Below are 26,004 nucleotides of genomic sequence, written 5' to 3'. Positions count from 1 at the left end.
GCACCACCCCGTCAGTAGCTGAACAGGAGGGACAGCTGATAGAAACAGAAGCCACTGGAGCACCTCAAAAACACCATCATACACTAAATCAGTAAGTTGGCAGCATCACCTGTTTGTAAATTCATATTTCGTAATGCTTCTGAATTTTTCGTGTGATGGTTTTAAATACCATGTTGTTTACTCTTGGGGTTACTGCTTATTTGTAAAATACGGGCATTTCAATAGATGCCCGTATAAGCAGAGTATGATTCTGGCAGATTATTGAGTATCAATGTTGGACCGAATGTGAACGAATAAATAACTCGTTTATTTTACCACCCATTCTCTTTTCGATTCGTTGCTTGTACGCGTAGATGCTACGGATATCCATATCCAGAACTTCAGCAATCTGATATGGATTATAACCAGAAACCATATATCCCATTATGGTGAATTCCATCTGAGTTAATGTGTTCCCTCTGGTAAATGATAAATAACGACCAATAAATAGTTGTCTGATCTTTTCATTGGCAACATCAAGACCATCATCATTATATATGACAGCAGATATTGCAGAGTTGTGTTTTCGCCAGTAGTTAGCTAACGATTGCATATTGCGGTCGCTGACTAAAACAATCCCCATGTCAGTACTTGCAAGATAGTCAATCCAGTCTTTTTCAAGGAATAGACGTAAAAAACTTACTGAAAAATCGACAAAAATATATCCGCTTAATCTCGCATTGTGGTTTTTTGTTAAAATACCTTCCACCACACCACGATTAAAATATGAACTTTCTTCGGGCCACATACAAAAACACGAGTTTGCGCAATACTGCAAACGCGGTGACTCTTCTGGCATTATTTGGCAATGCATTGAGCAACTATTGCATGTAAGACTTTTATAACGACTACAAAGCCCCATGTTAAGAACCTCCCTATCCGTATATAATTGCATAATTTCATTGGTTATTGATGATGTCAATACACCATGATTTTGTAAATTTGCTGGGAAAAATTGCGATTAATCTGAATTTGCTATAATTCTGAGTAAAGCATTTAAAAATGCATTTCTCGTTATTAAATATGATTATGTTTCACTGATTTAATCTTACCTGGTTGATGGTGGTTCAGATAACTATCTCATGGTATGAGAATATCTATATCGCAAATTGTTTTTGAATGACCAGAAGATATCTTGCGAATCTAAGTTATGCATCTTAAATAGTCTTATTTAAGATGTTCAGATCTCTTTGTGTGTTTAACTAACTGATAATACTAGGATATGACGAGAGAAGTGATAGAGCGGAATTATAACAAATGAACATTATGAAAACTGGAATGGTTCAAAATTGTAGCAATTTTGAACCATTCACAATGGATATTAGCTAAAGAACATTACCGATACGCACAAGATACCCACGATCAGCGTAATCAGATTTCCGATGGAACGCCAGGGTTTAAGCGCCGGGATGAGATACGTTGACAGCGTAGGCATGATGAAAAGTATCATGGCAATGAGCGGGCCGCTGATCGCGTAAATCATCGAAATCGCGTTCGGGTTAATGCAACAAACAATGAAGGTAATCAGCGATACCAACATAATTGATAGTGCGCGGTTAAATGCACGACTTTTCTTTACACCAACCTGCTGTAGTGTTGTTTTGACGACCTCTGTGGCACCTTCAATAACGCCAAAGTACGTACCCAGGAATGATTTCGACATCGCAACTACTGCGACAATAATCCCGGAAATTGACAACCATGCTGGGGCGTTCGGCAGCATAGAAAGCGCCGATAAAATGGTAACCCCTTCTTCTTTAGCCGCTTCAATATACGAAGGTGGAATAGAAAGCAGGCAGCTAAAGACAAAGAACAGTACACTTATGCAGATGATGAGATAAGCGACTTTCATAATTTTTTTGCATTTATCCATAGCATGTTCGCCATATTTTTCACGTCTGTCTATGGCAAACGTAGAAATAATGGGCGTATGGCTAAAGGCGAAAACCATCACGGGAATCGATATCCATATCTGGTGAAGGGTATTCTGATTGAACTCTACCTGGGTAGTTAATAGATCAGGTTGCCAACTACCGACCAGGTAAATAGAAAGAAATAAGAAATAGGCAATCAATGGGAATACCAAAAATCCCATTACCCGAATAGTGGCATGGCGTCCCATCAGAAAAATGAGATTCAGGATTAATACAACACCCAGACTCACCAACATACGGATGCGAAGATCAATAACCATATGCTTTGCCAGCTGTTCCGTAAGTGAGTTGGTAATTGCCACGGCATATATCAACACGACGACAAAAAAGGCGATGAAGTACAGCGTGGTAATCAGATTACCAATCTTCTTGCCATAGTAGTGTGTTACCGCGCCCGTTATCCCTTCACCTGCTGATGTTTTTGATGAGAGGATGAACTGGCATAAGGCTTTATGTGGCCAATATGTTAAAGGCCAGGCGACCAGAGCAGTAATAAACAGGACCACAGCCCCTGCCGAACCTAACTGAATAGGAAGGAAGAGCGTGCCTGCACCAACGGCTGTGCCGTAGAGCGCGAAACTCCACAGAGTTTCTTCTTTTGACCAAATATTAGACATTATCTGAACGTATCATCTACAAATTAAACAAAATGGAGGGCAATTTACCATAAACCAGGTTAAGTATGGGAGATTAACGCCCTTTCTACCTCTCTATTGGTGGGTTAGTGGTTGCAAACCTTACGTGCCAGTTATGTCTCTGACCGCTGGTCAGGCGTATTTCCTTTGTGATAAAAATCACTTTTTTTTAAACAATTAAGATAACTGTTATTAACAATCATTTACTATTGCACTGTTAATTGGTGCGAGGTTGTGATGAAAGACGTTGTGATTGTCGGGGCGTTACGGACACCTATCGGCTGCTTTCGTGGTGCGTTAGCGGGTCATTCCGCCGTGGAACTTGGCAGCCTGGTCGTGAAAGCGTTAATAGAACGTACCGGTGTTCCTGCATATGCGGTGGATGAAGTGATTCTTGGTCAGGTGTTGACTGCAGGGGCAGGGCAGAATCCGGCAAGGCAATCGGCTATTAAAGGTGGTCTTCCTAACAGCGTTTCTGCAATCACTATTAATGACGTTTGCGGTTCCGGGCTTAAAGCACTGCATCTGGCTACTCAGGCGATACAGTGTGGCGAGGCTGATATTGTCATCGCCGGTGGCCAGGAAAACATGAGCCGCGCACCACATGTTCTGACTGATAGCCGCACCGGTGCACAGCTTGGCAATAGCCAGTTGGTTGATAGTCTTGTGCACGATGGGTTGTGGGATGCCTTCAATGATTATCATATTGGTGTCACCGCCGAAAATCTGGCTCGCGAATATGGCATCAGCCGTCAGTTGCAGGATGCTTACGCACTTAGCTCGCAACAAAAAGCGCGAGCGGCGATTGACGCCGGACGATTTAAAGATGAGATCGTCCCGGTAATGACCCAAAGTAACGGTCAGACGTTGGTTGTAGATACCGATGAACAGCCACGCACTGACGCCAGTGCAGAAGGCTTAGCCCGTTTAAATCCTTCATTTGATAGTCTCGGCTCTGTGACAGCGGGTAATGCATCATCCATAAACGATGGCGCAGCTGCAGTAATGATGATGAGCGAAGCCAAAGCACGAGCGTTGAATTTACCCGTGCTGGCCCGCATCCGCGCATTTGCCAGCGTTGGTGTAGATCCGGCATTGATGGGAATTGCGCCGGTGTATGCGACCCGCCGTTGCCTGGAGCGTGTTGGCTGGCAGTTGGCTGATGTCGATCTTATCGAGGCTAATGAAGCGTTTGCTGCACAGGCGCTTTCGGTTGGCAAGATGCTTGAATGGGATGAGCGTCGGGTCAATGTCAATGGTGGCGCGATCGCACTCGGTCATCCAATAGGCGCTTCCGGTTGCCGAATCCTCGTTTCTCTGGTTCATGAAATGGTGAAACGTAATGCCCGCAAAGGACTGGCTACGCTTTGTATCGGCGGGGGCCAGGGCGTGGCATTGACCATTGAACGTGACGAATAGCTCTGCATTTCCTCCTTACCGATAAATATCAGCCGTCATTAATCTGTTGAATAATGGTGGCTGGCGAGTCGACATACATTTTCAGGGCTCCCTGATTTTTCCATTCTCATGACATATTCGTGATCGACACTGCACTTTTTTCAGTCCTTAACTTAAAAATGAAACATTGTTTTATTTTTAATTGAAAACCCTATCCCGTGGGCATATCATCCCCTTATAGAGAAAACGAAACAGCGTTTCACTATCGTTTTCTATTTTCACGCTTCACTGATTATCGGAGGTTGATGTGGACGTAAGACAGAGCATCCACAGTGCGCATGCAAAAACGCTGGATACCCAGGGGCTGCGCAATGAATTTTTGGTTGAAAAGGTATTTGTCGCTGATGAGTACACCATGGTTTACAGCCACATTGACCGTATTATTGTTGGCGGCATTATGCCGGTAACTAAAACGGTTTCCGTTGGCGGGGAAGTTGGTAAACAACTCGGGGTAAGCTATTTCCTGGAACGTCGCGAGTTAGGTGTTATCAATATTGGCGGTGCCGGTACGATTACCGTCGATGGTCAATGCTATGAAATCGGTCACCGCGAAGCCCTGTATGTTGGTAAAGGCGCAAAAGAAGTTGTCTTTGCCAGTATTGATACCGCTACTCCGGCGAAGTTTTATTACAATTGCGCACCTGCGCATACGACGTATCCCACCAAAAAAGTCACACCGGACGAAGTATCTCCAGTCACGTTAGGCGATAACCTCACCAGTAACCGTCGCACGATTAACAAATATTTTGTCCCGGATGTACTGGAAACCTGCCAATTGAGTATGGGGCTGACGGAGCTGGCTCCGGGTAACTTGTGGAACACCATGCCGTGTCACACCCACGAGCGCCGGATGGAAGTTTATTTCTATTTCAATATGGATGATGACGCCTGCGTTTTCCACATGATGGGGCAGCCGCAAGAAACGCGTCATATTGTGATGCATAACGAGCAGGCGGTGATCTCCCCGAGCTGGTCGATTCATTCCGGTGTCGGAACCAAAGCTTATACCTTTATCTGGGGCATGGTCGGTGAAAACCAGGTCTTTGATGATATGGACCATGTGGCCGTTAAAGATTTGCGCTAGTTGTGGGCATAAACGAATAAGGTATTGTTATGATTTTAAGTGCATTTTCTCTCGAAGGTAAAGTTGCGGTCGTCACTGGTTGTGATACTGGACTGGGCCAGGGGATGGCGTTGGGGCTGGCGCAAGCGGGCTGTGACATTGTTGGCATTAACATCGTTGAACCGACTGAAACCATCAAGCAGGTCACGGCGCTGGGGCGTCGTTTTTTAAGCCTGACCGCCGATCTGCGAAAGATTGATGGCATTCCAGCACTGCTGGATCGCGCGGTAGCGGAGTTTGGTCATATTGATATCCTGGTGAATAACGCCGGATTGATTCGGCGCGAAGATGCTCTCGAGTTCAGCGAAAAAGACTGGGACGATGTCATGAACCTGAATATCAAGAGCGTATTCTTCATGTCTCAGGCAGCGGCGAAACACTTTATCGCGCAAGGCAATGGCGGCAAGATTATCAATATCGCGTCAATGCTCTCCTTCCAGGGCGGGATCCGTGTGCCTTCTTATACCGCATCAAAAAGCGGCGTGATGGGCGTGACACGATTGATGGCGAATGAATGGGCTAAACACAACATTAATGTTAATGCGATAGCTCCGGGTTACATGGCAACCAACAATACTCAACAACTACGGGCAGATGAACAACGTAGCGCGGAAATTCTCGACCGCATTCCAGCTGGCCGTTGGGGACTGCCGAGTGACCTGATGGGGCCGGTAGTGTTTCTTGCCTCCAGCGCTTCAGATTATGTAAATGGTTATACCATTGCTGTGGATGGTGGTTGGCTGGCGCGTTAATCCATTCTTCTTACTTTTATGACCCTGCCGCATGGCAGGGTTTTTTATACCTGTAGATCATCATAATCCATATCATGGTTATGAAATAATCCATATCAATTATCAATTAATGAACTTTATGAATTTTATCTGCTTTAAAATTAGGTGGTTAATAATAATCTCAATTATTCAACTTAATTTGAAAATTGGAATATCCATCACATAACGACATGTCGCAGCAATTTAATCCATATTTATGCTATTTCCGACCTGACACCTGTGTGAATTGTTCACGTATTTTTTCACTATGTCTTACTCTCTGCTGGCAGGAAAAAATGGTTACTATCAATACGGAATCTGCTTTAACGCCACGTTCTTTGCGGGATACGCGGCGTATGAATATGTTTGTTTCGGTAGCTGCTGCGGTCGCAGGATTGTTATTTGGTCTTGATATCGGCGTAATCGCCGGAGCCTTGCCGTTCATTACCGATCACTTTGTGCTGACCAGCCGTTTGCAGGAATGGGTGGTCAGTAGCATGATGCTCGGCGCAGCAATTGGTGCGCTGTTTAATGGTTGGCTGTCGTTCCGTCTGGGGCGTAAATACAGCCTAATGGCGGGGGCCATCCTGTTTGTGCTCGGCTCGATAGGGTCCGCTTTTGCGACCAGCGTAGAGATGTTAATCGCCGCTCGTGTGGTGCTGGGCATTGCTGTCGGGATCGCGTCTTACACCGCTCCTCTGTATCTTTCTGAAATGGCAAGTGAAAACGTTCGCGGTAAGATGATCAGTATGTACCAGTTGATGGTCACACTCGGCATCGTGCTGGCGTTTTTATCCGATACAGCGTTCAGTTATAGCGGTAACTGGCGCGCAATGTTGGGGGTTCTTGCTTTACCAGCAGTCCTGCTGATTATTCTGGTGGTCTTCCTGCCAAATAGCCCGCGCTGGCTCGCGGAAAAAGGGCGTCATATTGAGGCGGAAGAAGTGTTGCGTATGCTGCGCGATACGTCGGAAAAAGCGCGAGAAGAACTCAACGAAATTCGTGAAAGCCTGAAGTTAAAACAGGGCGGTTGGGCACTGTTTAAGATCAACCGTAACGTCCGTCGTGCTGTGTTTCTCGGTATGTTGTTGCAGGCGATGCAGCAGTTTACCGGTATGAACATCATCATGTACTACGCGCCGCGTATCTTCAAAATGGCGGGCTTTACGACCACAGAACAACAGATGATTGCGACTCTGGTCGTGGGGCTTACCTTTATGTTCGCCACCTTCATTGCGGTCTTTACGGTAGATAAAGCAGGGCGTAAACCGGCTCTGAAAATTGGTTTCAGCGTGATGGCGTTAGGCACTCTGGTGCTGGGCTATTGCCTGATGCAGTTTGATAACGGTACGGCTTCCAGTGGCTTGTCCTGGCTCTCTGTTGGCATGACGATGATGTGTATTGCCGGTTATGCGATGAGCGCCGCGCCAGTGGTGTGGATCCTGTGCTCTGAGATTCAGCCGCTGAAATGCCGCGATTTTGGCATCACCTGTTCGACGACGACAAACTGGGTGTCGAATATGATTATCGGCGCGACCTTCCTGACACTGCTTGATAGCATTGGCGCTGCCGGTACGTTCTGGCTCTACACTGGGCTGAACATTGCGTTTGTGGGCATTACTTTCTGGCTCATTCCGGAAACCAAAAATGTCACGCTGGAACATATCGAACGCAAACTGATGGCAGGCGAGAAGTTGAGAAATATCGGCGTCTGATTTCACGGGCCGGATGTGCTGTACATCCAGCCCTTTTTTCGTTAATAGAGATTGGGCACCTGGCCGTTGAGGCGTTTGTCTCGTTCCTTATTCAGCCTTGTTGCGGTAACACACATCAGGAGAGAGGAATGAAAACAATTGGTTTGCTGGGAGGAATGAGCTGGGAATCCACCATTCCTTACTATCGTTTGATAAATGAAGGTATTAAACAGCGGCTTGGTGGGCTTCACTCTGCGCAAGTGCTGCTACATAGCGTCGATTTTCATGAAATAGAAGAGTGCCAGCGTCGCGGTGAGTGGGACAAAACCGGGGATATTCTGGCTGAGGCGGCGCTTGGCTTACAGCGGGCGGGCGCAGAAGGTATTGTGTTATGTACCAATACGATGCACAAAGTGGCGGATGCCATTGAGTCTCGTTGCTCTCTGCCTTTCTTACACATAGCGGATGCCACTGGACGTGCAATTATCCGGGCTGGAATGACTCGTGTGGCGCTGCTGGGTACGCGTTACACCATGGAACAGGATTTTTATCGCGGGCGGCTGACGGAACAATTTTCCATCAACTGTCTCATTCCTGAAGCGGATGAACGGGCGAAAATTAATCAGATTATTTTTGAAGAACTGTGTCTGGGGCAATTTACCGAAGCGTCACGCACTTATTATGCGCAAGTGATTGCTCGCCTTGCAGAACAGGGCGCACAGGGCGTTATTTTTGGCTGCACAGAAATTGGTTTACTGGTGCCAGAAGAGCGCAGTGTTCTGCCTGTGTTTGATACCGCGGCGATCCATGCCGAGGATGCTGTCGCTTTTATGCTGTCGTAGCTGACGACAAAATAGCGTCAAGAGAAGTGACCAGTTTCGGTAATCCCGCTTGTAAATGCTCACTAAACGCCTGCACCAGCGCTGATGACGGGCGGTGCAGGGGGCGGATCAGGCTGACGGTGAACGGAACCGCAATACTGAACCGCCGCACCACTAAACCGCTTGCCGCATAATCCAGTGCGGTGAGCGGGTTAACCACCGAAACACCTACCCCCGCCCGTACCATTGCGCAGACTGACGCGGCGCTGTGGGTTTCTACGATCATGCGTCGTTTAACCTGATGTTCAGTAAACAATTGATCCAGCAACTGGCGATAGCTGTCAGTACGGGAAAGGCTGATGTAGTTCTCACTGTGAAAATCTTCTGGCGTTAATATCTCTTTTGCCGCCAGCGGATGACCCGGAGGTAACACACACACTTCATCTAAAGAGAGTAATTCGGTACGTTCTGTTCCCGCAGGCGTATGGAGTGTCTCAGTGAGTCCTAAATCATGACGCTGGGCCGAGAGCCACTCTTCAAGTAGCGGTGATTCCTGGGGCACGATATTTAAGCTGACATCGGGATAACGTGCCAGAAAGGGTTGCAGGAGCTGCGGTAAAAAAGATTGCGAAAAGACCGGCAGGCAGGCAATAGACAGTTCTCCCTGGCGAAACTCGCGCAGACTTTCTGCGGCGCTGACAATGCGATCCAGTCCGTACCAGGATCGTTGCACTTCTTCAAACAGACGCAGTCCTTGCACGGTAGGATGCAATCGTCCACGTACGCGCTCAAACAATTTCAGCCCGATCACCTTCTCAAAGCGCGCCAGTTCGCGGCTGACAGTTGGCTGTGAGGTGTGTAGCAGGTGTGCCGCCTCAGTCAGGCTTCCGGCGGTCATTACCGCATGAAAAATTTCAATATGACGTAAGTTAACGGCGGCCATTAGCGCTCTCTCGCAATCCGGTAATCCATATCATTTTTGCATAGACTCAACATAAATCGATATTTTTTATTCTTTTTATGATGTGGCGTAATCATAAAAAAGCACTTATCTGGAGTTTGTTATGCCACATTCACTGTTCAGCACTGATACCGATCTCACCGCCGAAAATCTGCTGCGTTTGCCCGCAGAATTTGGCTGCCCGGTGTGGGTCTACGATGCGCAAATTATTCGTCGGCAGATTGCAGCGCTGAAACAGTTTGATGTGGTGCGCTTCGCACAGAAAGCCTGTTCCAATATTCATATTTTGCGCTTAATGCGTGAGCAGGGCGTGAAAGTGGATTCCGTCTCGTTAGGCGAAATAGAGCGTGCGTTGGCGGCGGGTTACAATCCGCAAACGCACCCCGATGATATTGTTTTTACGGCAGATGTTATCGATCAGGCGACGCTTGAACGCGTCAGTGAATTGCAAATTCCGGTGAATGCGGGTTCTGTTGATATGCTCGACCAACTGGGTCAGGTTTCGCCAGGGCATCGGGTATGGCTGCGTGTTAATCCGGGGTTTGGTCACGGGCATAGCCAAAAAACCAATACTGGTGGCGAAAACAGCAAGCACGGTATCTGGTACACCGATCTGCCCGCCGCACTGGACGTGATACAACGTCATCATCTACAGCTGGTCGGCATTCACATGCACATTGGTTCTGGCGTTGATTATGCCCATCTGGAACAGGTATGTGGTGCTATGGTGCGTCAGGTCCTCGAATTCGGTCAGGATTTACAGGCTATTTCTGCGGGCGGTGGGCTTTCTATTCCTTATCAACAGGGTGAAGAGGCGGTTGATACCGAACATTATTATGGTCTGTGGAATGCCGCGCGTGAGCAAATCGCCCGCCATTTGGGCCACCCTGTGAAACTGGAAATTGAACCGGGTCGCTTCCTGGTAGCGCAGTCTGGCGTGTTAATTACTCAGGTGCGGAGCGTCAAACAAATGGGTAGCCGCCACTTTGTGCTGGTTGATGCCGGGTTCAACGATCTGATGCGTCCGGCAATGTACGGTAGTTACCACCATATCAGTGCCCTGGCAGCTGATGGTCGTTCACTGGAACACGCACCAACGGTGGAAACCGTCGTCGCCGGGCCGTTATGTGAATCGGGCGATGTCTTTACCCAGCAGGAAGGGGGAAATGTTGAAACCCGCGCCTTGCCGGAAGTGAAGGCAGGGGATTATCTGGTACTGCATGATACGGGGGCATATGGCGCGTCAATGTCATCCAACTACAATAGCCGTCCGCTGTTACCAGAAGTTCTGTTTGATAATGGTCAGGCGCGGTTAATTCGCCGTCGCCAGACCATCGAAGAATTACTGGCACTGGAATTGCTTTAACTGCGGTTAGTCGCTGGTTGCATGATGACTTGCCTCCAGCGACGGAGTTGACACTGAATGGCGACGTACCAGCGTCGGACTAAAGACATTAGTGATTTCCGGGAGAGGGCGATTATCCGCCAGTGCCAAAGCCAGTTCGGCAGCCTGCGTCGCCATCGTCACGATTGGGTAACGCACGGTGGTCAGGCGCGGACGCACATAGCGTGACACCAGCACATCATCAAAGCCAATTAACGAAATCTCACCCGGTACATCAATACCATTATCATTGAGAACGCCCATCGCACCCGCCGCCATTGAATCGTTATAACAGGCTACCGCAGTGAAATTTCTGCCTCGTCCCAAAAGCTCGGTCATTGCCTGTTCGCCGCCGCTTTCGTCTGGTTCGCCAAATGTCACCAGCCGGTCATTGGCCGCAATACCACTTTCAGCAAGGGCATCGTAATACCCTTGCAGACGATCTTCGGCGTCAGAAATAGAGTGGTTAGAACACAGATAACCAATGCGGGTATGACCTTGCTGAATTAAATGACGCGTTGCCAGCCAGGCACCGTAACGATCGTCCAGAGCAATACAACGGTTTTCAAAGCCAGGCAGGATACGGTTGATCAGCACCATACCGGGCATTTGTTTCATTAATGAGGCTAAATCGGCATCCGGTATCATTTTGGCATGGACGACCAACGCAGCACAGCGATGGCGGATCAGTTGCTCAATAGCCTGACGCTCTTTTTGTTCGTTGTGGTAACCGTTGCCAATCAATAAAAAATTACCAGTGTGATAAGCCACCTGTTCGACCGCTTTCACCATTGCACCGAAAAACGGATCGGAAACATCACCAACGACCAGACCGACCGTTTCAGTGGTCTGCTGCGCCAGCGCACGGGCGTTGGCGTTCGGGTGATAGCTAAGAGACTCCATTGCACTATGCACAGCAAGCCGTGAAGCTTCGCTGGCTTTGGGTGAATTATTAATGACGCGGGAAACGGTGGCGACTGAAACGCCTGCCAGTCGGGCTACATCCTTTATGGTCGCCATGAAAATACCTTAGTGGGTAAACGCTTACATTCTTTCAGTGTTACGGAAAACGCCCGTTGGTTCAAGGGGTGGCGTGTTTTCATCGTGGGAATGTGAGCCAAACGCAAATAAGTAAGACAAAAAAAGAGATTGCAAACCTTTGGTTACACTTTGCGAAACGCTGTTGCGATTGACCGCTGGTGGCGTTTGGCTTCAGGTTGCTAAAGTGGTGATCCCAGAGGTATTGATAGGTGAAGTCAACTTCGGGTTGAGCACATGAATTACACCAGCCTGCGCAGATGCGCAGGTTTTTTTTTGCCGGTCATCAATCTGTAACAGTAACCGACAATTTACACACCTCGTTGCATTTCCCTTCATTCCTTTGCGTTTTCTCACTGGCGAAGAGTCGTCGTGCAGACCACAATCAAGATCCCAGAGGTATTGATTGGTGAGATTATTCGGTACGCTCTTCGTACCCTGTCTCTTGCACCAACCTGCGCGGATGCGCAGGTTTTTTTTCGCACCTAATTTACTGTCGCTCGCGTTCTTTATCTCGTGTAATCTCCCTCCATTCGCTTTTACTGAATCAGAGCAAAGGGAGTTGGAATGCTTTTTAGCTTTTTTCGAAATTTGTGCCGTGTTTTGTATCGCGTTCGCGTTACGGGTGACACCCAGGCACTGAAGGGCGAGCGCGTTCTAATCACGCCTAATCACGTCTCTTTTATTGATGGCATACTGCTGGCATTGTTTTTACCCGTACGTCCGGTATTTGCCGTTTACACCTCAATAAGCCAACAGTGGTATATGCGTTGGCTGAAATCATTTATCGACTTTGTTCCTCTCGACCCGACGCAACCTATGGCGATTAAACATCTGGTACGTCTGGTGGAACAGGGCCGACCAGTGGTGATTTTCCCTGAAGGACGAATCACCACCACAGGCTCGCTGATGAAAATCTACGATGGTGCGGGTTTTGTCGCGGCGAAGTCTGGTGCAACGGTTATTCCTGTGCGTATTGAAGGGGCGGAACTTACGCACTTCAGCCGCCTGAAAGGCCTGGTTAAACGTCGCTTGTTCCCGCAAATTACTCTGCATATTTTGCCACCAACGCAGGTAGAGATGCCGGATGCGCCGCGTGCCCGTGACCGTCGCAAAATCGCTGGCGAAATGCTGCATCAAATAATGATGGAAGCGCGTATGGCGGTGCGCCCGCGTGAAACGCTGTACGAATCTTTACTGAGTGCAATGTACCGCTTCGGAGCCGGGAAGAAATGTGTCGAAGACGTCAACTTTACCCCAGACTCCTATCGCAAATTGCTTACGAAAACGCTGTTTGTTGGACGCATCCTTGAAAAATACAGTGTTGAAGGCGAACACATCGGCTTAATGCTGCCCAATGCAGGCATCAGTGCGGCAGTGATTTTTGGGGCCATCGCCCGTCGCCGCATTCCCGCAATGATGAACTACACCGCCGGGGTAAAAGGGCTGACCAGTGCTATTACGGCGGCTGAAATCAAAACCATCTTCACTTCCCGCCAGTTTCTCGATAAAGGCAAACTCTGGCATCTGCCGGAGCAACTTACTCAGGTGCGCTGGGTCTATCTGGAAGATTTAAAAGCAGATGTCACCACTGCCGACAAAGTGTGGATCTTCGCTCATTTGCTGATGCCGCGTCTGGCACAGGTAAAACAGCAGCCGGAAGAAGAGGCGCTGATCCTTTTTACCTCCGGTTCTGAAGGCCATCCGAAAGGCGTCGTCCATAGCCATAAAAGCATTCTGGCGAACGTCGAGCAGATTAAAACGATTGCCGACTTCACCACCAACGATCGCTTTATGTCGGCGTTACCGCTGTTTCACTCCTTTGGGCTGACGGTAGGCCTGTTTACGCCACTGCTCACAGGTGCAGAAGTGTTCCTTTATCCAAGCCCGCTGCATTACCGTATTGTGCCGGAGTTGGTGTATGACCGCAGTTGCACCGTGTTGTTCGGTACCTCCACTTTCCTCGGTCACTACGCGCGTTTCGCCAACCCGTATGACTTCTACCGTCTACGCTATGTGGTGGCAGGCGCAGAAAAACTACAAGAAAGTACCAAACAGCTTTGGCAGGATAAATTTGGCCTGCGGATCCTTGAAGGCTACGGTGTGACCGAGTGCGCGCCTGTCGTTTCCATCAACGTACCGATGGCGGCGAAACCCGGTACGGTAGGGCGTATTCTACCAGGAATGGATGCGCGCCTGTTGTCGGTTCCTGGTATCGAAGAGGGCGGACGCCTGCAACTGAAAGGGCCGAACATAATGAACGGCTATCTGCGGGTGGAGAAGCCAGGTGTACTGGAAGTGCCCACCGCCGAGAATGTTCGCGGCGAAATGGAGCGCGGCTGGTATGACACTGGCGATATTGTGCGTTTCGACGAGCAGGGCTTTGTGCAGATTCAGGGCCGCGCAAAACGCTTTGCCAAAATTGCAGGCGAAATGGTATCGCTGGAAATGGTGGAACAACTGGCACTTGGTGTTTCGCCAGATAAAGTCCATGCCACTGCGATTAAGAGCGATGCCAGCAAAGGCGAGGCGCTGGTGCTTTTCACCACAGATAACGAACTGACGCGCGATAAGTTGCAACAGTATGCCCGCGAGCACGGCGTGCCGGAGCTTGCTGTACCGCGCGATATTCGCTATCTGAAACAGATGCCATTACTTGGCAGCGGCAAACCTGACTTTGTCACGTTGAAAAGCTGGGTAGACGAAGCGGAACAACACGATGAGTGAGTCAGTGCACACTAACACTTCGTTGTGGTCGAAGGGGATGAAAGCGGTTATCGTGGCGCAGTTTCTCTCTGCGTTTGGCGATAATGCACTACTGTTTGCCACTCTAGCGCTACTGAAAGCGCAGTTCTATCCGGAGTGGAGCCAGCCCATCCTGCAAATGGTGTTTGTAGGTGCTTACATTCTTTTTGCGCCGTTTGTCGGGCAGGTGGCGGATAGCTTCGCCAAAGGCCGGGTGATGATGTTTGCCAACGGCCTGAAGCTGCTGGGCGCAGCCAGTATCTGCTTTGGTATCAATCCGTTTCTCGGCTATACGCTGGTGGGTGTTGGTGCTGCAGCCTATTCACCGGCGAAATACGGTATTCTCGGCGAATTAACCACGGGTAGTAAGTTAGTGAAAGCTAACGGTTTAATGGAAGCTTCTACCATAGCGGCGATTTTGCTCGGTTCCGTAGCCGGTGGTGTACTGGCTGACTGGCATGTCCTGGTCGCCCTGGCCGCATGCGCACTGGCCTACGGTGGTGCGGTCGTTGCCAATATCTACATTCCCAAACTGGCGGCGGCGCGTCCGGGGCAGTCCTGGAATCTCATCAACATGACCCGCAGTTTCCTGAATGCCTGCACCTCGCTATGGCGCAATGGTGAAACGCGTTTTTCGCTGGTGGGCACCAGTTTATTCTGGGGAGCAGGTGTCACGCTGCGTTTCCTGTTGGTGCTGTGGGTACCGGTGGCGCTGGGCATTACCGATAACGCTACGCCGACCTATCTCAACGCGATGGTAGCGATTGGTATCGTGGTTGGCGCTGGTGCGGCAGCGAAGTTAGTTACGCTGGAAACCGTGTCACGCTGTATGCCAGCCGGGATTTTGATTGGCGTGGTGGTACTGATTTTCTCCCTGCAACACGAGCTGCTGCCAGCCTATGCCTTGTTGATGCTGATTGGCGTGCTGGGGGGCTTTTTTGTCGTTCCGCTCAATGCGTTGCTACAGGAACGGGGTAAAAAAAGCGTCGGGGCGGGGAATGCAATTGCAGTACAAAACCTTGGCGAAAACAGCGCCATGTTGTTGATGCTGGGCATTTACTCGCTGGCGGTAATGGTAGGCATCCCGGTCGTGCCCATTGGCATTGGCTTCGGTGCGCTGTTTGCGCTGGCAATAACGGCGCTGTGGATCTGGCAGCGCCGTCATTAATATTTAACGCCGGTTTTAATCGGCGTTAATCTTATGGTGCCGGATAAGTATAAACCTGATGTACCGCTTCAATTTCAGCTAATACGTCTTCGCTTAACTCCAGATGCAAACTTTCGACGTTAGTTTTCAGCTGCTCCATCGTGGTTGCGCCCAGCAGAGTGCTGGCAACAAACGGTTGACGGCGTACAAAAGCGAGCGCCATCTGTGCAGGATCCAGGCCATGACGTCTGGCTATATCAACATACGCCGCGACGGCTTTTTGCGTTTGCTCACCGCTATAGCGTGTGAAGCGACTAAAGAGCGTATTACGTGCGCCAGCGGGTTTTGCACCGTTGAGATATTTCCCGGTCAGCGTGCCGAAACCCAGGCACGAATAGGCCAGCAGTTCGACCCCTTCATACTGGCTGACTTCTGCCAGACCTACTTCAAAACTGCGGTTTAACAGACTGTAAGGGTTCTGAATGGTGACAATACGCGGCAGATCGTGTTTGTCTGCCAGATGCAGGTAGCGCATTACGCCAAATGCAGTTTCGTTCGACACGCCGATATAACGAATTTTTCCCGCGCGTTGGTACTCTGCCAGTGCGTCCAGCGTATCCAGCAGCGAAACTGCAGGCGCAGAATCCGTCCAGCTATAACCGAGTTTGCCAAAGCAGTTGGTTGGGCGCTGCGGCCAGTGCACCTGATAAAGATCGAGGTAATCAGTCTGCAGACGCTTGAGGCTGTCATGCAACGCTTCGCGGATATTCTTCCGATCCAGCGCCTGATCCGGGCGGATGCCCTTGTCATTATTGCGCGACGGTCCGCTCACTTTGGAGGCGATAATTAACTTTTCGCGGCTGCCATGTTTCGCCAGCCAGTTGCCGACGTAGGTTTCGGTTAACCCTTGCGTTTCGGGGCGCGGAGGTACTGGGTACATTTCGGCAACGTCGATAAGGTTAATGCCCTGAGCGACGGCATAGTCGAGTTGTGCGTGGGCGTCGGCTTCGCTGTTCTGTTCACCAAACGTCATCGTGCCAAGCCCCAGCGTGCTGACTTCCAGCGAACTGTGGGGTATACGGTGATATTGCATAGCCGTTTCCTTTTTATAATCACGACATAAGGAATATAAAAATGGCAGAGGGAAGGGAAAAGGGAAAGAGAAAAATCTTAAGGCCAGCCGGATGCTGACCTTATTTGTTAACGTTCAATAATTTGCGAAACATCATCACGGTTAATTTGCATCGCGTTACCTTGCTGATCGTGATAACTCACCAGCCCGGTATCATCATCAATTTCAGGTTTTCCATCGGTCAAAATCATACGGCCATCTTTGGTCGCCATGACGTAATCACTGGAACACCCGGAAACAGCAAACGCCAGTCCGACTGCAGAAATTATTACTGCCCATTTTTTCATCCGGTTATCCTCATTTGGCCCACCCATGATAATAGTCTGTTTATAAACCGACGTTATATATCTTGAAAGCAGGAAAATCTTAAACTGTGAGGGTAACAGGAGCGAGTACGCCCTCCCGCAGGAGAGCGTACGGAGTATCAGAGCGGGTTCTTTTTGTTGCGAATCAGGTTGAGGCTTTCAACCGCAATAGAGAAGAACATCGCGAAGTAGATGTAACCTTTCGGTACGTGGATGTCGAAACTTTCCAGAATCAAGGTAAAGCCCACCAGAATCAGGAAAGAGAGCGCCAGCATTTTTACCGAAGGATGGCGTTCGACAAAATCACCAATCGAGCGTGCGGCGAACATCATCACGCCTACGGCAATCACCACGGCGGCCATCATAATAAACAGGTGATCTGACAGACCCACAGCGGTAATCACCGAGTCGAGGCTGAAGATAATATCCAGCAGCATAATCTGCACGATAGCGCCGAGGAATGATGAAACGCGTGTTTTCAGCCCTTCTTCTTCACCTTCAATGGATTCGTGGATTTCCTTGCTGGCTTTCCAGATAAGGAACAAGCCACCCAGAAGCAGAATCAAATCACGGGCGGAAATTTCCTGGCTGAATATTGTAAAAAGCGGATTTGTCAGGCGCGTAACCCAGGCGATGGATGCCAGCAGCGCCAGACGCATAACCATGGCTCCCGCCAACCCCAGACGGCGCGCATGAGCACGTTGTGCTGTGGGGAGCTTTGCCACCACCAGAGAAAGGAAAATAATATTGTCGATCCCAAGAACGATCTCCAGCAGCGTCAGCGTACCGAGCGCAAGCCAGGCGTTAGGATCGGTTATCCATGCAAATAACATCTAAAAAGCCCTGCCAAAAAAATGAAGCGGTAATTATATGCCCGGAAAGCGGCAGGTCAAAGCGATGGCTACTGGATCAGAAAATGACGGGCCAGTAGCGCACTGGTGAAATTCTTCTTCAAATAAAAGCCGCGCGGCAGCGTCAGAATCCGTTCGCCCCGGACACCAATGGCTTCGGTAAGCGCTTTCGCATTCGCTGCTTTCGGTCGTATCTGTAAATATTCCCCGTGACGAGCGGTGATCCGCTCAACCTGACCGAGAACAATCATATCCATTAATTCTTCCCAGTCTTCGCGCAGTTGCCGGTCTTCCTCTTCATTCGGGCTCCACAGTAACGGTGATCCTACGCGACGCTGCGCCAGCGGGATGCTGCGCTCGCCTTCAACCGGTATCCACAGTACGCGTTTGAGCTTGTGGCGCACGTGGCTGGTTTCCCAGGTCACCCCGCTATTACCCGTTAACGGGGCAACACAAACGAATGTTGTTTCCAGCGGACGACCAAGACTATCCACAGGGATAGTTTTAAGTTCCACGCCCAGAGCAGCAAAATCTTGCTCAGGTTTACTCCCTGCGCTGGCACCTAGCCAGATCTCCAGTAACACGCCAATCCAGCCCTTATCGCGTTTTAAATTCTCCGGCGTCACCAGCCCAGCAAGTGCCGCCAGTTCTCCCAATGTATAACCAGAAAGTTGTTGTGCTTGCGCTAACAATTGTTCTTCAGTTTCGGGAGGAGAGAGCAGTGGGCGAGGTTGGGACATGTCACGATACCTTGGTTAAAAAACAAACAGCAATTATGTGCCGAATATTCGCAGTGTAACTTTTTCCACAGGCGTTGTTCAATTCTCTGATTTATATTGCTTTTTAGGTTGCCGGTAATCGAGTTGCGCAACACTGCAATGGGTTTTCCAAATCTGGTCACTGAAAATAAACAGGATCTTACACCATGTTATCCACAGAAAGCTGGGATAACTGTGAAAAACCTCCACTACTGTTTCCATTTACAGCCTTGACGTGCGACGAAACTCCAGTTTTTAGTGGTTCAGTGCTTAACTTAGTGGCACATTCTGTGGATAAATACGGCATTGGTTGATCTTTCGCCAACCCGTAAATGAGAGGTGTGACCTGGGTCACGAATTACTCTTTTTTATTACTAAAATTACATGTAATGCATTGACTGATAATGAATATTTTAAAATGTCCATATCGGGCTTATTCAGAATGCTCCGGGTTTTCCCGTAGTAATTCCGTAGTTCTTCACAACTCTATCCACAGAAAAGGTGAATAAAAACGGCTATCCACCCCTTCCTCTGTTTATAACTCTGCACATAACTGTGAGTTATTCAATTGTTATTAGTGTGTAATGCCCTGCAGAGAGTGGTTTACCGTCTTCCTGGAGTATGAAACAATCATTCGTATATAAAGCTTTATTTTGAGGTAGTCCGGTGATTGATGACGATGGCTACCGCCCAAACGTAGGTATCGTGATTTGTAATCGCCAGGGGCAGGTAATGTGGGCCCGGCGATTTGGTCAGCACTCCTGGCAATTTCCGCAAGGCGGAATCAACCCCGGAGAATCCGCAGAGCAGGCGATGTACCGTGAATTGTTTGAAGAAGTAGGATTAAGCCGTAAAGACGTTCGAATCCTTGCTTCAACGCGTAACTGGTTGCGCTACAAATTACCGAAACGTTTGGTGCGTTGGGACACGAAGCCGGTTTGTATCGGCCAAAAACAAAAATGGTTTCTCTTGCAGCTGGTGAGCGGCGATGCAGAAATCAATATGCAAACCAGCAGTACACCAGAGTTTGACGGCTGGCGATGGGTAAGTTACTGGTATCCGGTCAGACAGGTGGTGTCATTTAAACGTGATGTCTACCGTAGAGTAATGAAAGAGTTCGCGAGTGTGGTGATGTCACTGCAGGAAAATACGCCAAAACCACAAAACGCATCTGCTTATCGACGTAAAAGAGGTTAAGTCACGCCAATTATGCTCACTCGCCTGCGCGAAATAGTCGAAAAGGTAGCCAGCGCACCACGCCTGAATGAGGCGTTAAATATTCTGGTTACCGACATCTGTCTTGCGATGGATACCGAGGTCTGTTCGGTTTACCTTGCCGATCATGATCGACGTTGTTACTACCTGATGGCGACCCGGGGGCTGAAAAAACCACGCGGTCGCACTGTAACGCTCGCGTTTGATGAAGGGATCGTCGGCCTGGTTGGCAGGCTGGCGGAACCGATAAACCTTGCAGATGCGCAAAAGCACCCCAGCTTCAAATACGTCCCCTCCGTAAAAGAAGAACGTTTCCGCGCATTTTTAGGCGTACCAATTATTCAACGTCGCCAGTTGCTTGGTGTACTGGTGGTACAGCAACGAGAGTTGCGCCAGTATGACGAAAGTGAAGAATCCTTCCTGGTGACGCTTGCCACCCAGATGGCAGCTATTCTTTCTCAGTCGCAGTTGACTGCCTTGTTTGGACAATATCGCCAGACGCGAATCCGCGCATTACCGGCAGCACCTGGTGTGGCGATTGCCGAAGGCTGGCAGGATGCCACGTTACCTTTAATGGAACAGGTGTATCAGGCATCAACGCTGGATCCAGCTCTGGAACGCGAACGACTGACCGGGGCGCTGGAAGAAGCGGCAAACGAGTTTCGCCGCTACAGCAAACGCTTTGCCGCCGGTGCACAAAAAGAAACGGCGGCTATTTTCGATCTTTACTCGCACCTGCTTTCGGACACCCGGCTGCGTCGCGAATTGTTTGCCGAGGTTGATAAAGGCTCGGTGGCAGAGTGGGCGGTAAAAACGGTCATTGAAAAATTTGCCGAACAGTTTGCCGCGCTAAGCGATAACTATCTCAAAGAGCGGGCTGGCGATTTACGTGCGCTGGGCCAGCGATTGCTGTTTCATCTTGATGACGCTAATCAAGGGCCGAACGCCTGGCCGGAACGTTTCATTCTGGTGGCAGATGAACTGTCAGCGACAACGCTTGCTGAGCTGCCCCAGGATCGCTTAGTCGGTGTTGTCGTGCGCGATGGCGCTGCCAACTCCCATGCTGCGATCATGGTACGTGCGCTGGGGATACCTACCGTGATGGGCGCGGATATTCAGCCTTCGGTACTGCATCGTCGGACGCTGATCGTCGATGGTTATCGCGGTGAATTGCTGGTCGATCCGGAGCCGGTACTGCTGCAAGAATATCAGCGGCTAATTAGTGAAGAGATCGAGCTTAGCCGTCTGGCGGAAGATGACGTCAATTTACCCGCCCAGTTAAAAAGCGGCGAACGCATTAAAGTCATGCTCAATGCCGGTTTAAGCCCGGAACATGAAGAAAAACTGGGCAGCCGTATTGATGGCATAGGACTTTATCGCACTGAAATCCCATTCATGCTGCAAAGTGGTTTTCCGTCGGAAGAAGAACAGGTGGCGCAGTATCAGGGGATGCTGCAAATGTTCAATGATAAACCCGTCACCTTGCGTACGCTGGATGTCGGAGCAGATAAGCAGCTGCCTTACATGCCGATCAGCGAAGAGAATCCATGCCTGGGTTGGCGTGGGATTCGCATTACGCTCGATCAGCCGGAGATCTTCTTGATCCAGGTGCGGGCGATGCTGCGTGCTAATGCCGCTACGGGCAACCTGAATATTCTGTTGCCGATGGTCACAAGCCTCGATGAAGTTGACGAAGCACGCCGCCTGATTGAACGTGCCGGACGTGAAGTCGAGGAGATGATCGGTTACGAAATTCCCAAACCACGTATCGGCATCATGCTGGAAGTGCCGTCAATGGTATTTATGCTGCCGCATCTGGCAAAGCGGGTCGATTTCATCTCTGTTGGCACCAACGATCTGACGCAATACATCCTGGCTGTTGATCGCAACAATACCCGGGTGGCGAACATTTATGACAGTCTTCATCCTGCAATGTTACGAGCTCTGGCGATGATCGCCCGGGAAGCGGAAATACATGGAATCGATCTCCGTTTGTGCGGTGAAATGGCGGGCGATCCCATGTGCGTGGCAATCCTCATTGGGCTTGGGTATCGCCATCTGTCTATGAACGGACGTTCTGTAGCGCGCGTAAAATACCTGCTGCGGCGCATTGATTTTGCTGAAGCAGAAAATCTTGCGCAGCGTAGTCTGGAAGCGCAACTGGCGACCGAAGTTCGCCATCAGGTTGCAGCCTTTATGGAGCGTCGCGGCATGGGCGGGCTGATTCGCGGAGGGTTATAGCGCGGATCATATACATATCTTTTAACGGTATCCGGCAACCAGCCTGGTCCCCTTGTGCTATTATTCGCACCTTTGGAGCGCCTGAAACCTGCGGCGCGCATTTCAATCGCTGTTCTCTTTCAGCGAAATAACAAGAACTTGTGGTGACAGATGACCAGTAGCTATCTGCATTTTCCGGAGTTTGATCCGGTCATTTTCTCAATAGGACCCGTAGCGCTTCACTGGTACGGCCTGATGTATCTGGTGGGTTTCATTTTTGCAATGTGGCTGGCAACACGTCGGGCGAATCGTCCGGGCAGCGGCTGGACCAAAAATGAAGTTGAAAACTTACTCTATGCGGGCTTCCTCGGCGTCTTCCTCGGTGGACGTATTGGTTATGTTCTGTTCTACAATTTCCCGCAGTTTATGGCCGATCCGCTGTATCTGTTCCGTGTCTGGGACGGCGGCATGTCCTTCCACGGCGGCCTGATTGGCGTTATCGTGGTGATGATTATCTTCGCCCGCCGTACTAAACGTTCCTTCTTCCAGGTTTCTGATTTTATCGCCCCACTCATTCCGTTTGGTCTTGGTGCCGGGCGTCTGGGCAACTTTATTAACGGTGAATTGTGGGGCCGCGTTGACCCAAACTTCCCGTTTGCCATGCTGTTCCCTGGCTCCCGTACAGAAGATATTTTGCTGCTGCAAACCAACCCGCAGTGGCAATCCATTTTCGACACTTACGGTGTGCTGCCGCGCCACCCATCACAGCTTTACGAGCTGCTGCTGGAAGGTGTGGTGCTGTTTATTATCCTCAACCTGTATATTCGTAAACCGCGCCCAATGGGAGCTGTCTCAGGTTTGTTCCTGATTGGTTACGGCGCGTTTCGCATCATTGTTGAGTTTTTCCGCCAGCCCGACGCGCAGTTTACCGGTGCCTGGGTGCAGTACATTAGCATGGGGCAAATTCTTTCCATCCCGATGATTGTCGCGGGTGTGATCATGATGGTCTGGGCATATCGTCGCAGCCCACAGCAACACGTTTCCTGAGGAACCATGAAACAGTATTTAGAACTGATGCAAAAAGTGCTCGACGAAGGCACACAGAAAAACGACCGTACCGGAACCGGAACGCTTTCCATTTTTGGTCATCAGATGCGTTTTAACCTGCAGGATGGATTCCCGCTGGTGACAACCAAACGTTGCCACCTGCGTTCCATCATCCACGAACTGCTGTGGTTCCTGCAGGGCGACACTAACATTGCTTATCTACACGAAAACAATGTCACCATCTGGGACGAATGGGCCGATGAAAACGGCGACCTCGGGCCAGTGTATGGTAAACAGTGGCGCGCCTGGCCAACGCCAGATGGTCGTCATATTGACCAGATCACTACGGTACTGAACCAGCTGAAAAACGACCCGGATTCGCGCCGCATTATTGTTTCAGCGTGGAACGTAGGCGAACTGGATAAAATGGCGCTGGCACCGTGCCATGCATTCTTCCAGTTCTATGTGGCAGACGGCAAACTCTCTTGCCAGCTTTATCAGCGCTCCTGTGACGTCTTCCTCGGCCTGCCGTTCAACATTGCCAGCTACGCGTTACTGGTGCATATGATGGCGCAGCAGTGCGATCTGGAAGTGGGTGATTTTGTCTGGACCGGTGGCGACACGCACCTGTACAGCAACCATATGGATCAAACTCATCTGCAATTAAGCCGCGAACCGCGTCCGCTGCCGAAGTTGATTATCAAACGTAAACCCGAATCCATCTTCGACTACCGTTTCGAAGACTTTGAGATTGAAGGCTACGATCCACATCCGGGCATTAAAGCGCCGGTGGCTATCTAATTACGAAACATCCTGCCAGAGCCGACGCCAGTGTGCGTCGGTTTTTTTTACCCTCCGTTAAATTCTTCGAGACGCCTTCCCGAAATTTTGCAATGTCCTGCAACGGCGTAAATAGTCCGGAAGATGCGCCGAAGAAATAGAAACTGGCCCTCGTCTTTTTTTCTCCTCGCTCCATACTGCCGGCATGAAAACACAACGTGGTTATACGCTGATTGAAACGCTGGTCGCGATGCTGATTCTGGTCATGCTAAGCGCAAGTGGGCTCTATGGCTGGCAATATTGGCAGCAGTCGCAACGGCTTTGGCAAACCGCCAGCCAGGCGCGGGACTATTTGCTCTATTTACGTGAAGATGCCAACTGGCATAACCGCGACCACAGTATCAGTGTTATCAGGGAGGGGACGTTATGGTGCCTTGTGAGTTCCGCTGCTGGGGCCAATACCTGTCATGGCAGTTCACCATTGGTCTTTGTGCCACGCTGGCCCGAAGTCGAAATGAGCGATCTGACACCTTCGCTTGCTTTCTTTGGCCTGCGCAATACCGCATGGGCCGGGCATATTCGCTTCAAAAACTCAACGGGCGAGTGGTGGCTGGTGGTTTCGCCGTGGGGAAGACTCCGGCTTTGTCAGCAAGGAGAAACAGAAGGATGCCTGTAAAAGAGCAAGGTTTTTCTCTGCTGGAAGTGTTGATTGCTATGGCGATCAGTAGCGTATTGTTGCTGGGGGCTGCACGCTTTCTGCCTGCGTTACAGCGTGAAAGTTTAACGAGCACCCGTAAGCTGGCGCTGGAAGATGAAATCTGGCTGCGGGTATTTACCGTCGCGAAGCATCTCCAGAGGGCGGGTTATTGTCATGGCAGCTGTACCGGCGAAGGGCTGGAAATTGTCGGACAGGGTGACTGTGTCATTGTGCAGTGGGATGCGAACAGTAACGGTATCTGGGATCGCGAACCGGTAAAAGAGTCCGACCAGATTGGATTTCGTCTGAAGGAGCATGTGCTGGAAACGCTACGCGGTGCGACATCCTGTGAAGGTAAGGGCTGGGATAAAGTGACTAATCCGGATGCCATCATTATCGACACTTTTCAGGTCGTACGTCAGGATGTCAGCGGCTTCTCGCCGGTGTTGACGGTTAATATGCGTGCTGCCAGTAAGTCTGAACCGCAAACCGTGGTGAATGCCAGCTATAGCGTGACAGGATTCAACCTGTGAACCGCGAAAAGGGGGGCTCGTCACTGGCTCTGGTCCTGATGCTGCTGATTTTGGGTAGCTTGCTATTACAAGGAATGAGTCAGCAGGATCGCAGTTTTGCCTCTCGCGTGAGCATGGAAAGTCAGTCATTGCGCCGCCAGGCCATCGTTCAGTCGACGCTGGAGTGGGGAAAAATGCACTCCTGGCAGACACAGCCCGCAGTTCAGTGCTTACTGTACGCTGCCACCGGTGCCCGGGTTTGTCTGCGTTTATTGGCAGATAATGAGGCTTTATTGATTGCCGGTTATGAAGGCGTTTCGTTGTGGCGAACAGGCGAAGTCATCGATGGAAACATTGTTTTTTCGCCACGCGGCTGGAGCGATTTTTGTCCGCTGAAAGAGAGGGCGTTATGTCAGCTTCCCTGAAGAATCAACAAGGCTTTAGTCTGCCGGAGGTAATGTTGGCGATGGTGTTGATGGTGATGATTGTCACTGCGTTATCGGGTTTCCAGCGAACATTAATGAACAGTCTTGCCAGCAGAAACCAGTACCAACAGCTCTGGCGGCATGGCTGGCAGCAAACGCAACTGCGTGCGATTTCGCCACCTGCCAACTGGCAGGTCAACCGAATGCAGACATCGCAGGCGGGATGTGTCAGCATCAACGTTACGCTAGTTTCACCCGGGGGCAGAGAAGGCGAGATGACCCGCCTGCATTGCCCGAATCGTCAGTAGTCAGG

At 50.0% G+C, this 26,004-nt stretch carries 26 protein-coding genes; 17 read left to right on the top strand and 9 right to left on the bottom strand.

All coding sequences use genetic code 11. The annotated features are described in order from the left end of the window. The 3 genes from ACJHWR_RS20510 to ACJHWR_RS20500 form a co-directional block, all read right to left on the bottom strand. Nucleotides 1–55, bottom strand: a 55-nt coding sequence (locus tag ACJHWR_RS20510; RefSeq protein WP_129692851.1) for an IS1 family transposase, incomplete at its 3' end; no start/stop codon positions are given. Between the two features lie 213 nt (nucleotides 56–268). After that, nucleotides 269–901 carry a helix-turn-helix transcriptional regulator gene (locus ACJHWR_RS20505; protein WP_001305805.1) on the bottom strand — a complete coding sequence of 211 codons (633 nt, stop codon included), beginning with the start codon at nucleotides 899–901 and terminating at the stop codon, nucleotides 269–271. A gap of 459 nt (nucleotides 902–1,360) precedes the next feature. Then, nucleotides 1,361–2,590: an amino acid permease gene (locus tag ACJHWR_RS20500; RefSeq protein WP_000065950.1), complete on the bottom strand. Its 1,230-nt coding sequence runs from the start codon at nucleotides 2,588–2,590 to the stop codon at nucleotides 1,361–1,363. Nucleotides 2,591–2,845: 255 nt separating this feature from the next. Here ACJHWR_RS20500 and ACJHWR_RS20495 point away from each other — a divergent pair, with 255 nt between their 5' ends. The 5 genes from ACJHWR_RS20495 (at nucleotide 2,846) to ygeA (ending at nucleotide 8,495) form a co-directional block, all read left to right on the top strand. Continuing rightward, nucleotides 2,846–4,027: an acetyl-CoA C-acetyltransferase gene (locus tag ACJHWR_RS20495; RefSeq protein WP_000656029.1), complete on the top strand. Its 1,182-nt coding sequence runs from the start codon at nucleotides 2,846–2,848 to the stop codon at nucleotides 4,025–4,027. Between the two features lie 286 nt (nucleotides 4,028–4,313). After that, nucleotides 4,314–5,150, top strand: a complete 837-nt coding sequence (kduI, locus tag ACJHWR_RS20490) for a 5-dehydro-4-deoxy-D-glucuronate isomerase (protein ID WP_000383251.1) — start codon at nucleotides 4,314–4,316, stop codon at nucleotides 5,148–5,150. A gap of 29 nt (nucleotides 5,151–5,179) precedes the next feature. Further along, a complete protein-coding gene (gene kduD / locus ACJHWR_RS20485; protein ID WP_000603518.1) occupies nucleotides 5,180–5,941 on the top strand; it encodes a 2-dehydro-3-deoxy-D-gluconate 5-dehydrogenase KduD in 762 nt (253 codons plus the stop codon). Between the two features lie 314 nt (nucleotides 5,942–6,255). Then, nucleotides 6,256–7,674: an arabinose-proton symporter AraE gene (gene araE, locus ACJHWR_RS20480; RefSeq protein ID WP_001305804.1), complete on the top strand. Its 1,419-nt coding sequence runs from the start codon at nucleotides 6,256–6,258 to the stop codon at nucleotides 7,672–7,674. Between the two features lie 128 nt (nucleotides 7,675–7,802). Further along, entirely contained in the window at nucleotides 7,803–8,495 is a 693-nt protein-coding gene (ygeA, locus tag ACJHWR_RS20475) for an amino acid racemase (protein ID WP_000848651.1), read from the top strand. On the opposite strand, the gene lysR is transcribed toward ygeA, so the two are convergent. Continuing rightward, nucleotides 8,482–9,417, bottom strand: coding sequence for a DNA-binding transcriptional regulator LysR (gene lysR, locus ACJHWR_RS20470; protein WP_000741816.1), 936 nt, complete (start codon nucleotides 9,415–9,417; stop codon nucleotides 8,482–8,484). The genes ygeA and lysR overlap by 14 nt on opposite strands. 121 nt (nucleotides 9,418–9,538) lie before the next feature. Between lysR and lysA the strand changes: the two genes are divergently transcribed. Beyond that, nucleotides 9,539–10,801 (top strand): diaminopimelate decarboxylase, encoded by a 1,263-nt coding sequence (lysA, locus tag ACJHWR_RS20465; RefSeq protein ID WP_001120723.1) that lies wholly within the window; start codon nucleotides 9,539–9,541, stop codon nucleotides 10,799–10,801. Between the two features lie 6 nt (nucleotides 10,802–10,807). On the opposite strand, the gene galR is transcribed toward lysA, so the two are convergent. After that, the gene (gene galR, locus ACJHWR_RS20460; protein ID WP_000201063.1) at nucleotides 10,808–11,839 is read right to left on the bottom strand and encodes an HTH-type transcriptional regulator GalR; all 1,032 of its coding nucleotides are present in this window, start codon (nucleotides 11,837–11,839) and stop codon (nucleotides 10,808–10,810) included. A 585-nt stretch (nucleotides 11,840–12,424) separates the two neighbouring features. Between galR and aas the strand changes: the two genes are divergently transcribed. Together aas and lplT are read left to right on the top strand one after the other, a co-directional pair. Then, the gene (gene aas, locus ACJHWR_RS20455) at nucleotides 12,425–14,584 is read left to right on the top strand and encodes a bifunctional acyl-ACP--phospholipid O-acyltransferase/long-chain-fatty-acid--ACP ligase (protein ID WP_000899036.1); all 2,160 of its coding nucleotides are present in this window, start codon (nucleotides 12,425–12,427) and stop codon (nucleotides 14,582–14,584) included. Beyond that, nucleotides 14,577–15,770, top strand: coding sequence for a lysophospholipid transporter LplT (gene lplT, locus ACJHWR_RS20450; RefSeq protein ID WP_000004610.1), 1,194 nt, complete (start codon nucleotides 14,577–14,579; stop codon nucleotides 15,768–15,770). Before aas ends, lplT begins: the two co-directional genes overlap by 8 nt. A 31-nt stretch (nucleotides 15,771–15,801) precedes the next feature. Here the strand turns inward: lplT and ACJHWR_RS20445 are convergent, their stop codons facing one another. The 4 genes from ACJHWR_RS20445 to mutH all read right to left on the bottom strand — a co-directional run bounded on the left by ACJHWR_RS20445 (nucleotide 15,802) and on the right by mutH (nucleotide 18,777). Further along, nucleotides 15,802–16,842, bottom strand: a complete 1,041-nt coding sequence (locus ACJHWR_RS20445) for an NADP(H)-dependent aldo-keto reductase (protein ID WP_001199299.1) — start codon at nucleotides 16,840–16,842, stop codon at nucleotides 15,802–15,804. Between the two features lie 107 nt (nucleotides 16,843–16,949). Then, nucleotides 16,950–17,168, bottom strand: coding sequence for a lipoprotein YgdR (gene ygdR / locus ACJHWR_RS20440; protein ID WP_000758655.1), 219 nt, complete (start codon nucleotides 17,166–17,168; stop codon nucleotides 16,950–16,952). A gap of 137 nt (nucleotides 17,169–17,305) precedes the next feature. After that, nucleotides 17,306–18,019 (bottom strand): TerC family protein, encoded by a 714-nt coding sequence (locus ACJHWR_RS20435; RefSeq protein WP_000895624.1) that lies wholly within the window; start codon nucleotides 18,017–18,019, stop codon nucleotides 17,306–17,308. Nucleotides 18,020–18,087: 68 nt separating this feature from the next. Further along, nucleotides 18,088–18,777 (bottom strand): DNA mismatch repair endonuclease MutH, encoded by a 690-nt coding sequence (mutH, locus tag ACJHWR_RS20430; protein WP_000082192.1) that lies wholly within the window; start codon nucleotides 18,775–18,777, stop codon nucleotides 18,088–18,090. Between the two features lie 185 nt (nucleotides 18,778–18,962). On the opposite strand from mutH, the gene ygdT reads away from it, so the two are divergent. The 9 genes from ygdT to ACJHWR_RS20385 all read left to right on the top strand — a co-directional run bounded on the left by ygdT (nucleotide 18,963) and on the right by ACJHWR_RS20385 (nucleotide 25,999). Next, nucleotides 18,963–19,109, top strand: coding sequence for a protein YgdT (gene ygdT, locus ACJHWR_RS20425; protein ID WP_000953278.1), 147 nt, complete (start codon nucleotides 18,963–18,965; stop codon nucleotides 19,107–19,109). A 352-nt stretch (nucleotides 19,110–19,461) separates the two neighbouring features. Further along, nucleotides 19,462–19,992: an RNA pyrophosphohydrolase gene (gene rppH, locus ACJHWR_RS20420; protein WP_000564489.1), complete on the top strand. Its 531-nt coding sequence runs from the start codon at nucleotides 19,462–19,464 to the stop codon at nucleotides 19,990–19,992. Between the two features lie 12 nt (nucleotides 19,993–20,004). After that, nucleotides 20,005–22,251: a phosphoenolpyruvate--protein phosphotransferase gene (gene ptsP / locus ACJHWR_RS20415; RefSeq protein ID WP_000957936.1), complete on the top strand. Its 2,247-nt coding sequence runs from the start codon at nucleotides 20,005–20,007 to the stop codon at nucleotides 22,249–22,251. A 150-nt stretch (nucleotides 22,252–22,401) separates the two neighbouring features. Continuing rightward, the gene (gene lgt, locus ACJHWR_RS20410) at nucleotides 22,402–23,277 is read left to right on the top strand and encodes a prolipoprotein diacylglyceryl transferase (RefSeq protein ID WP_000204658.1); all 876 of its coding nucleotides are present in this window, start codon (nucleotides 22,402–22,404) and stop codon (nucleotides 23,275–23,277) included. A gap of 6 nt (nucleotides 23,278–23,283) precedes the next feature. Beyond that, entirely contained in the window at nucleotides 23,284–24,078 is a 795-nt protein-coding gene (gene thyA / locus ACJHWR_RS20405) for a thymidylate synthase (protein WP_000816232.1), read from the top strand. Between the two features lie 184 nt (nucleotides 24,079–24,262). Further along, nucleotides 24,263–24,733, top strand: coding sequence for a prepilin peptidase-dependent protein (locus ACJHWR_RS20400; protein WP_000857051.1), 471 nt, complete (start codon nucleotides 24,263–24,265; stop codon nucleotides 24,731–24,733). Next, nucleotides 24,724–25,287: a prepilin peptidase-dependent protein gene (locus tag ACJHWR_RS20395; protein WP_001144332.1), complete on the top strand. Its 564-nt coding sequence runs from the start codon at nucleotides 24,724–24,726 to the stop codon at nucleotides 25,285–25,287. The genes ACJHWR_RS20400 and ACJHWR_RS20395 overlap by 10 nt, the downstream gene beginning before the upstream one ends. Then, nucleotides 25,284–25,691: a DUF2509 family protein gene (locus tag ACJHWR_RS20390; protein WP_001078365.1), complete on the top strand. Its 408-nt coding sequence runs from the start codon at nucleotides 25,284–25,286 to the stop codon at nucleotides 25,689–25,691. The genes ACJHWR_RS20395 and ACJHWR_RS20390 overlap by 4 nt, the downstream gene beginning before the upstream one ends. Beyond that, the gene (locus ACJHWR_RS20385; protein ID WP_001276458.1) at nucleotides 25,676–25,999 is read left to right on the top strand and encodes a prepilin-type N-terminal cleavage/methylation domain-containing protein; all 324 of its coding nucleotides are present in this window, start codon (nucleotides 25,676–25,678) and stop codon (nucleotides 25,997–25,999) included. The genes ACJHWR_RS20390 and ACJHWR_RS20385 overlap by 16 nt, the downstream gene beginning before the upstream one ends. Nucleotides 26,000–26,004: the final 5 nt, after the last annotated feature.

The organism is Escherichia sp. WS568 (genome assembly GCF_046486085.1).
Classification (GTDB): Bacteria; Pseudomonadota; Gammaproteobacteria; order Enterobacterales; family Enterobacteriaceae; genus Escherichia; species Escherichia coli.
This window is presented reverse-complemented; position numbering and strand designations above follow the sequence as displayed.

Excerpts from the sequence above, each read along its gene's own strand:
- lplT (WP_000004610.1), top strand. The coding sequence starts at position 14,577 with ATGAGTGAGTCAGTGCACACTAACACTTCGTTGTGGTCGAAGGGGATG.
- lysA (WP_001120723.1), top strand. The coding sequence starts at position 9,539 with ATGCCACATTCACTGTTCAGCACTGATACCGATCTCACCGCCGAAAAT.
- ptsP (WP_000957936.1), top strand. The coding sequence starts at position 20,005 with ATGCTCACTCGCCTGCGCGAAATAGTCGAAAAGGTAGCCAGCGCACCA.
- ygeA (WP_000848651.1), top strand. The coding sequence starts at position 7,803 with ATGAAAACAATTGGTTTGCTGGGAGGAATGAGCTGGGAATCCACCATT.
- lysR (WP_000741816.1), bottom strand. The coding sequence starts at position 9,417 with ATGGCCGCCGTTAACTTACGTCATATTGAAATTTTTCATGCGGTAATG.
- araE (WP_001305804.1), top strand. The coding sequence starts at position 6,256 with ATGGTTACTATCAATACGGAATCTGCTTTAACGCCACGTTCTTTGCGG.
- lgt (WP_000204658.1), top strand. The coding sequence starts at position 22,402 with ATGACCAGTAGCTATCTGCATTTTCCGGAGTTTGATCCGGTCATTTTC.
- ACJHWR_RS20505 (WP_001305805.1), bottom strand. The coding sequence starts at position 901 with ATGGGGCTTTGTAGTCGTTATAAAAGTCTTACATGCAATAGTTGCTCA.
- ACJHWR_RS20495 (WP_000656029.1), top strand. The coding sequence starts at position 2,846 with ATGAAAGACGTTGTGATTGTCGGGGCGTTACGGACACCTATCGGCTGC.
- ACJHWR_RS20500 (WP_000065950.1), bottom strand. The coding sequence starts at position 2,590 with ATGTCTAATATTTGGTCAAAAGAAGAAACTCTGTGGAGTTTCGCGCTC.
- ACJHWR_RS20445 (WP_001199299.1), bottom strand. The coding sequence starts at position 16,842 with ATGCAATATCACCGTATACCCCACAGTTCGCTGGAAGTCAGCACGCTG.
- ygdT (WP_000953278.1), top strand. The coding sequence starts at position 18,963 with ATGTTATCCACAGAAAGCTGGGATAACTGTGAAAAACCTCCACTACTG.
- thyA (WP_000816232.1), top strand. The coding sequence starts at position 23,284 with ATGAAACAGTATTTAGAACTGATGCAAAAAGTGCTCGACGAAGGCACA.
- aas (WP_000899036.1), top strand. The coding sequence starts at position 12,425 with ATGCTTTTTAGCTTTTTTCGAAATTTGTGCCGTGTTTTGTATCGCGTT.
- ACJHWR_RS20395 (WP_001144332.1), top strand. The coding sequence starts at position 24,724 with ATGCCTGTAAAAGAGCAAGGTTTTTCTCTGCTGGAAGTGTTGATTGCT.
- ACJHWR_RS20400 (WP_000857051.1), top strand. The coding sequence starts at position 24,263 with ATGAAAACACAACGTGGTTATACGCTGATTGAAACGCTGGTCGCGATG.
- mutH (WP_000082192.1), bottom strand. The coding sequence starts at position 18,777 with ATGTCCCAACCTCGCCCACTGCTCTCTCCTCCCGAAACTGAAGAACAA.
- ACJHWR_RS20435 (WP_000895624.1), bottom strand. The coding sequence starts at position 18,019 with ATGTTATTTGCATGGATAACCGATCCTAACGCCTGGCTTGCGCTCGGT.
- galR (WP_000201063.1), bottom strand. The coding sequence starts at position 11,839 with ATGGCGACCATAAAGGATGTAGCCCGACTGGCAGGCGTTTCAGTCGCC.
- kduD (WP_000603518.1), top strand. The coding sequence starts at position 5,180 with ATGATTTTAAGTGCATTTTCTCTCGAAGGTAAAGTTGCGGTCGTCACT.
- ygdR (WP_000758655.1), bottom strand. The coding sequence starts at position 17,168 with ATGAAAAAATGGGCAGTAATAATTTCTGCAGTCGGACTGGCGTTTGCT.
- ACJHWR_RS20385 (WP_001276458.1), top strand. The coding sequence starts at position 25,676 with ATGTCAGCTTCCCTGAAGAATCAACAAGGCTTTAGTCTGCCGGAGGTA.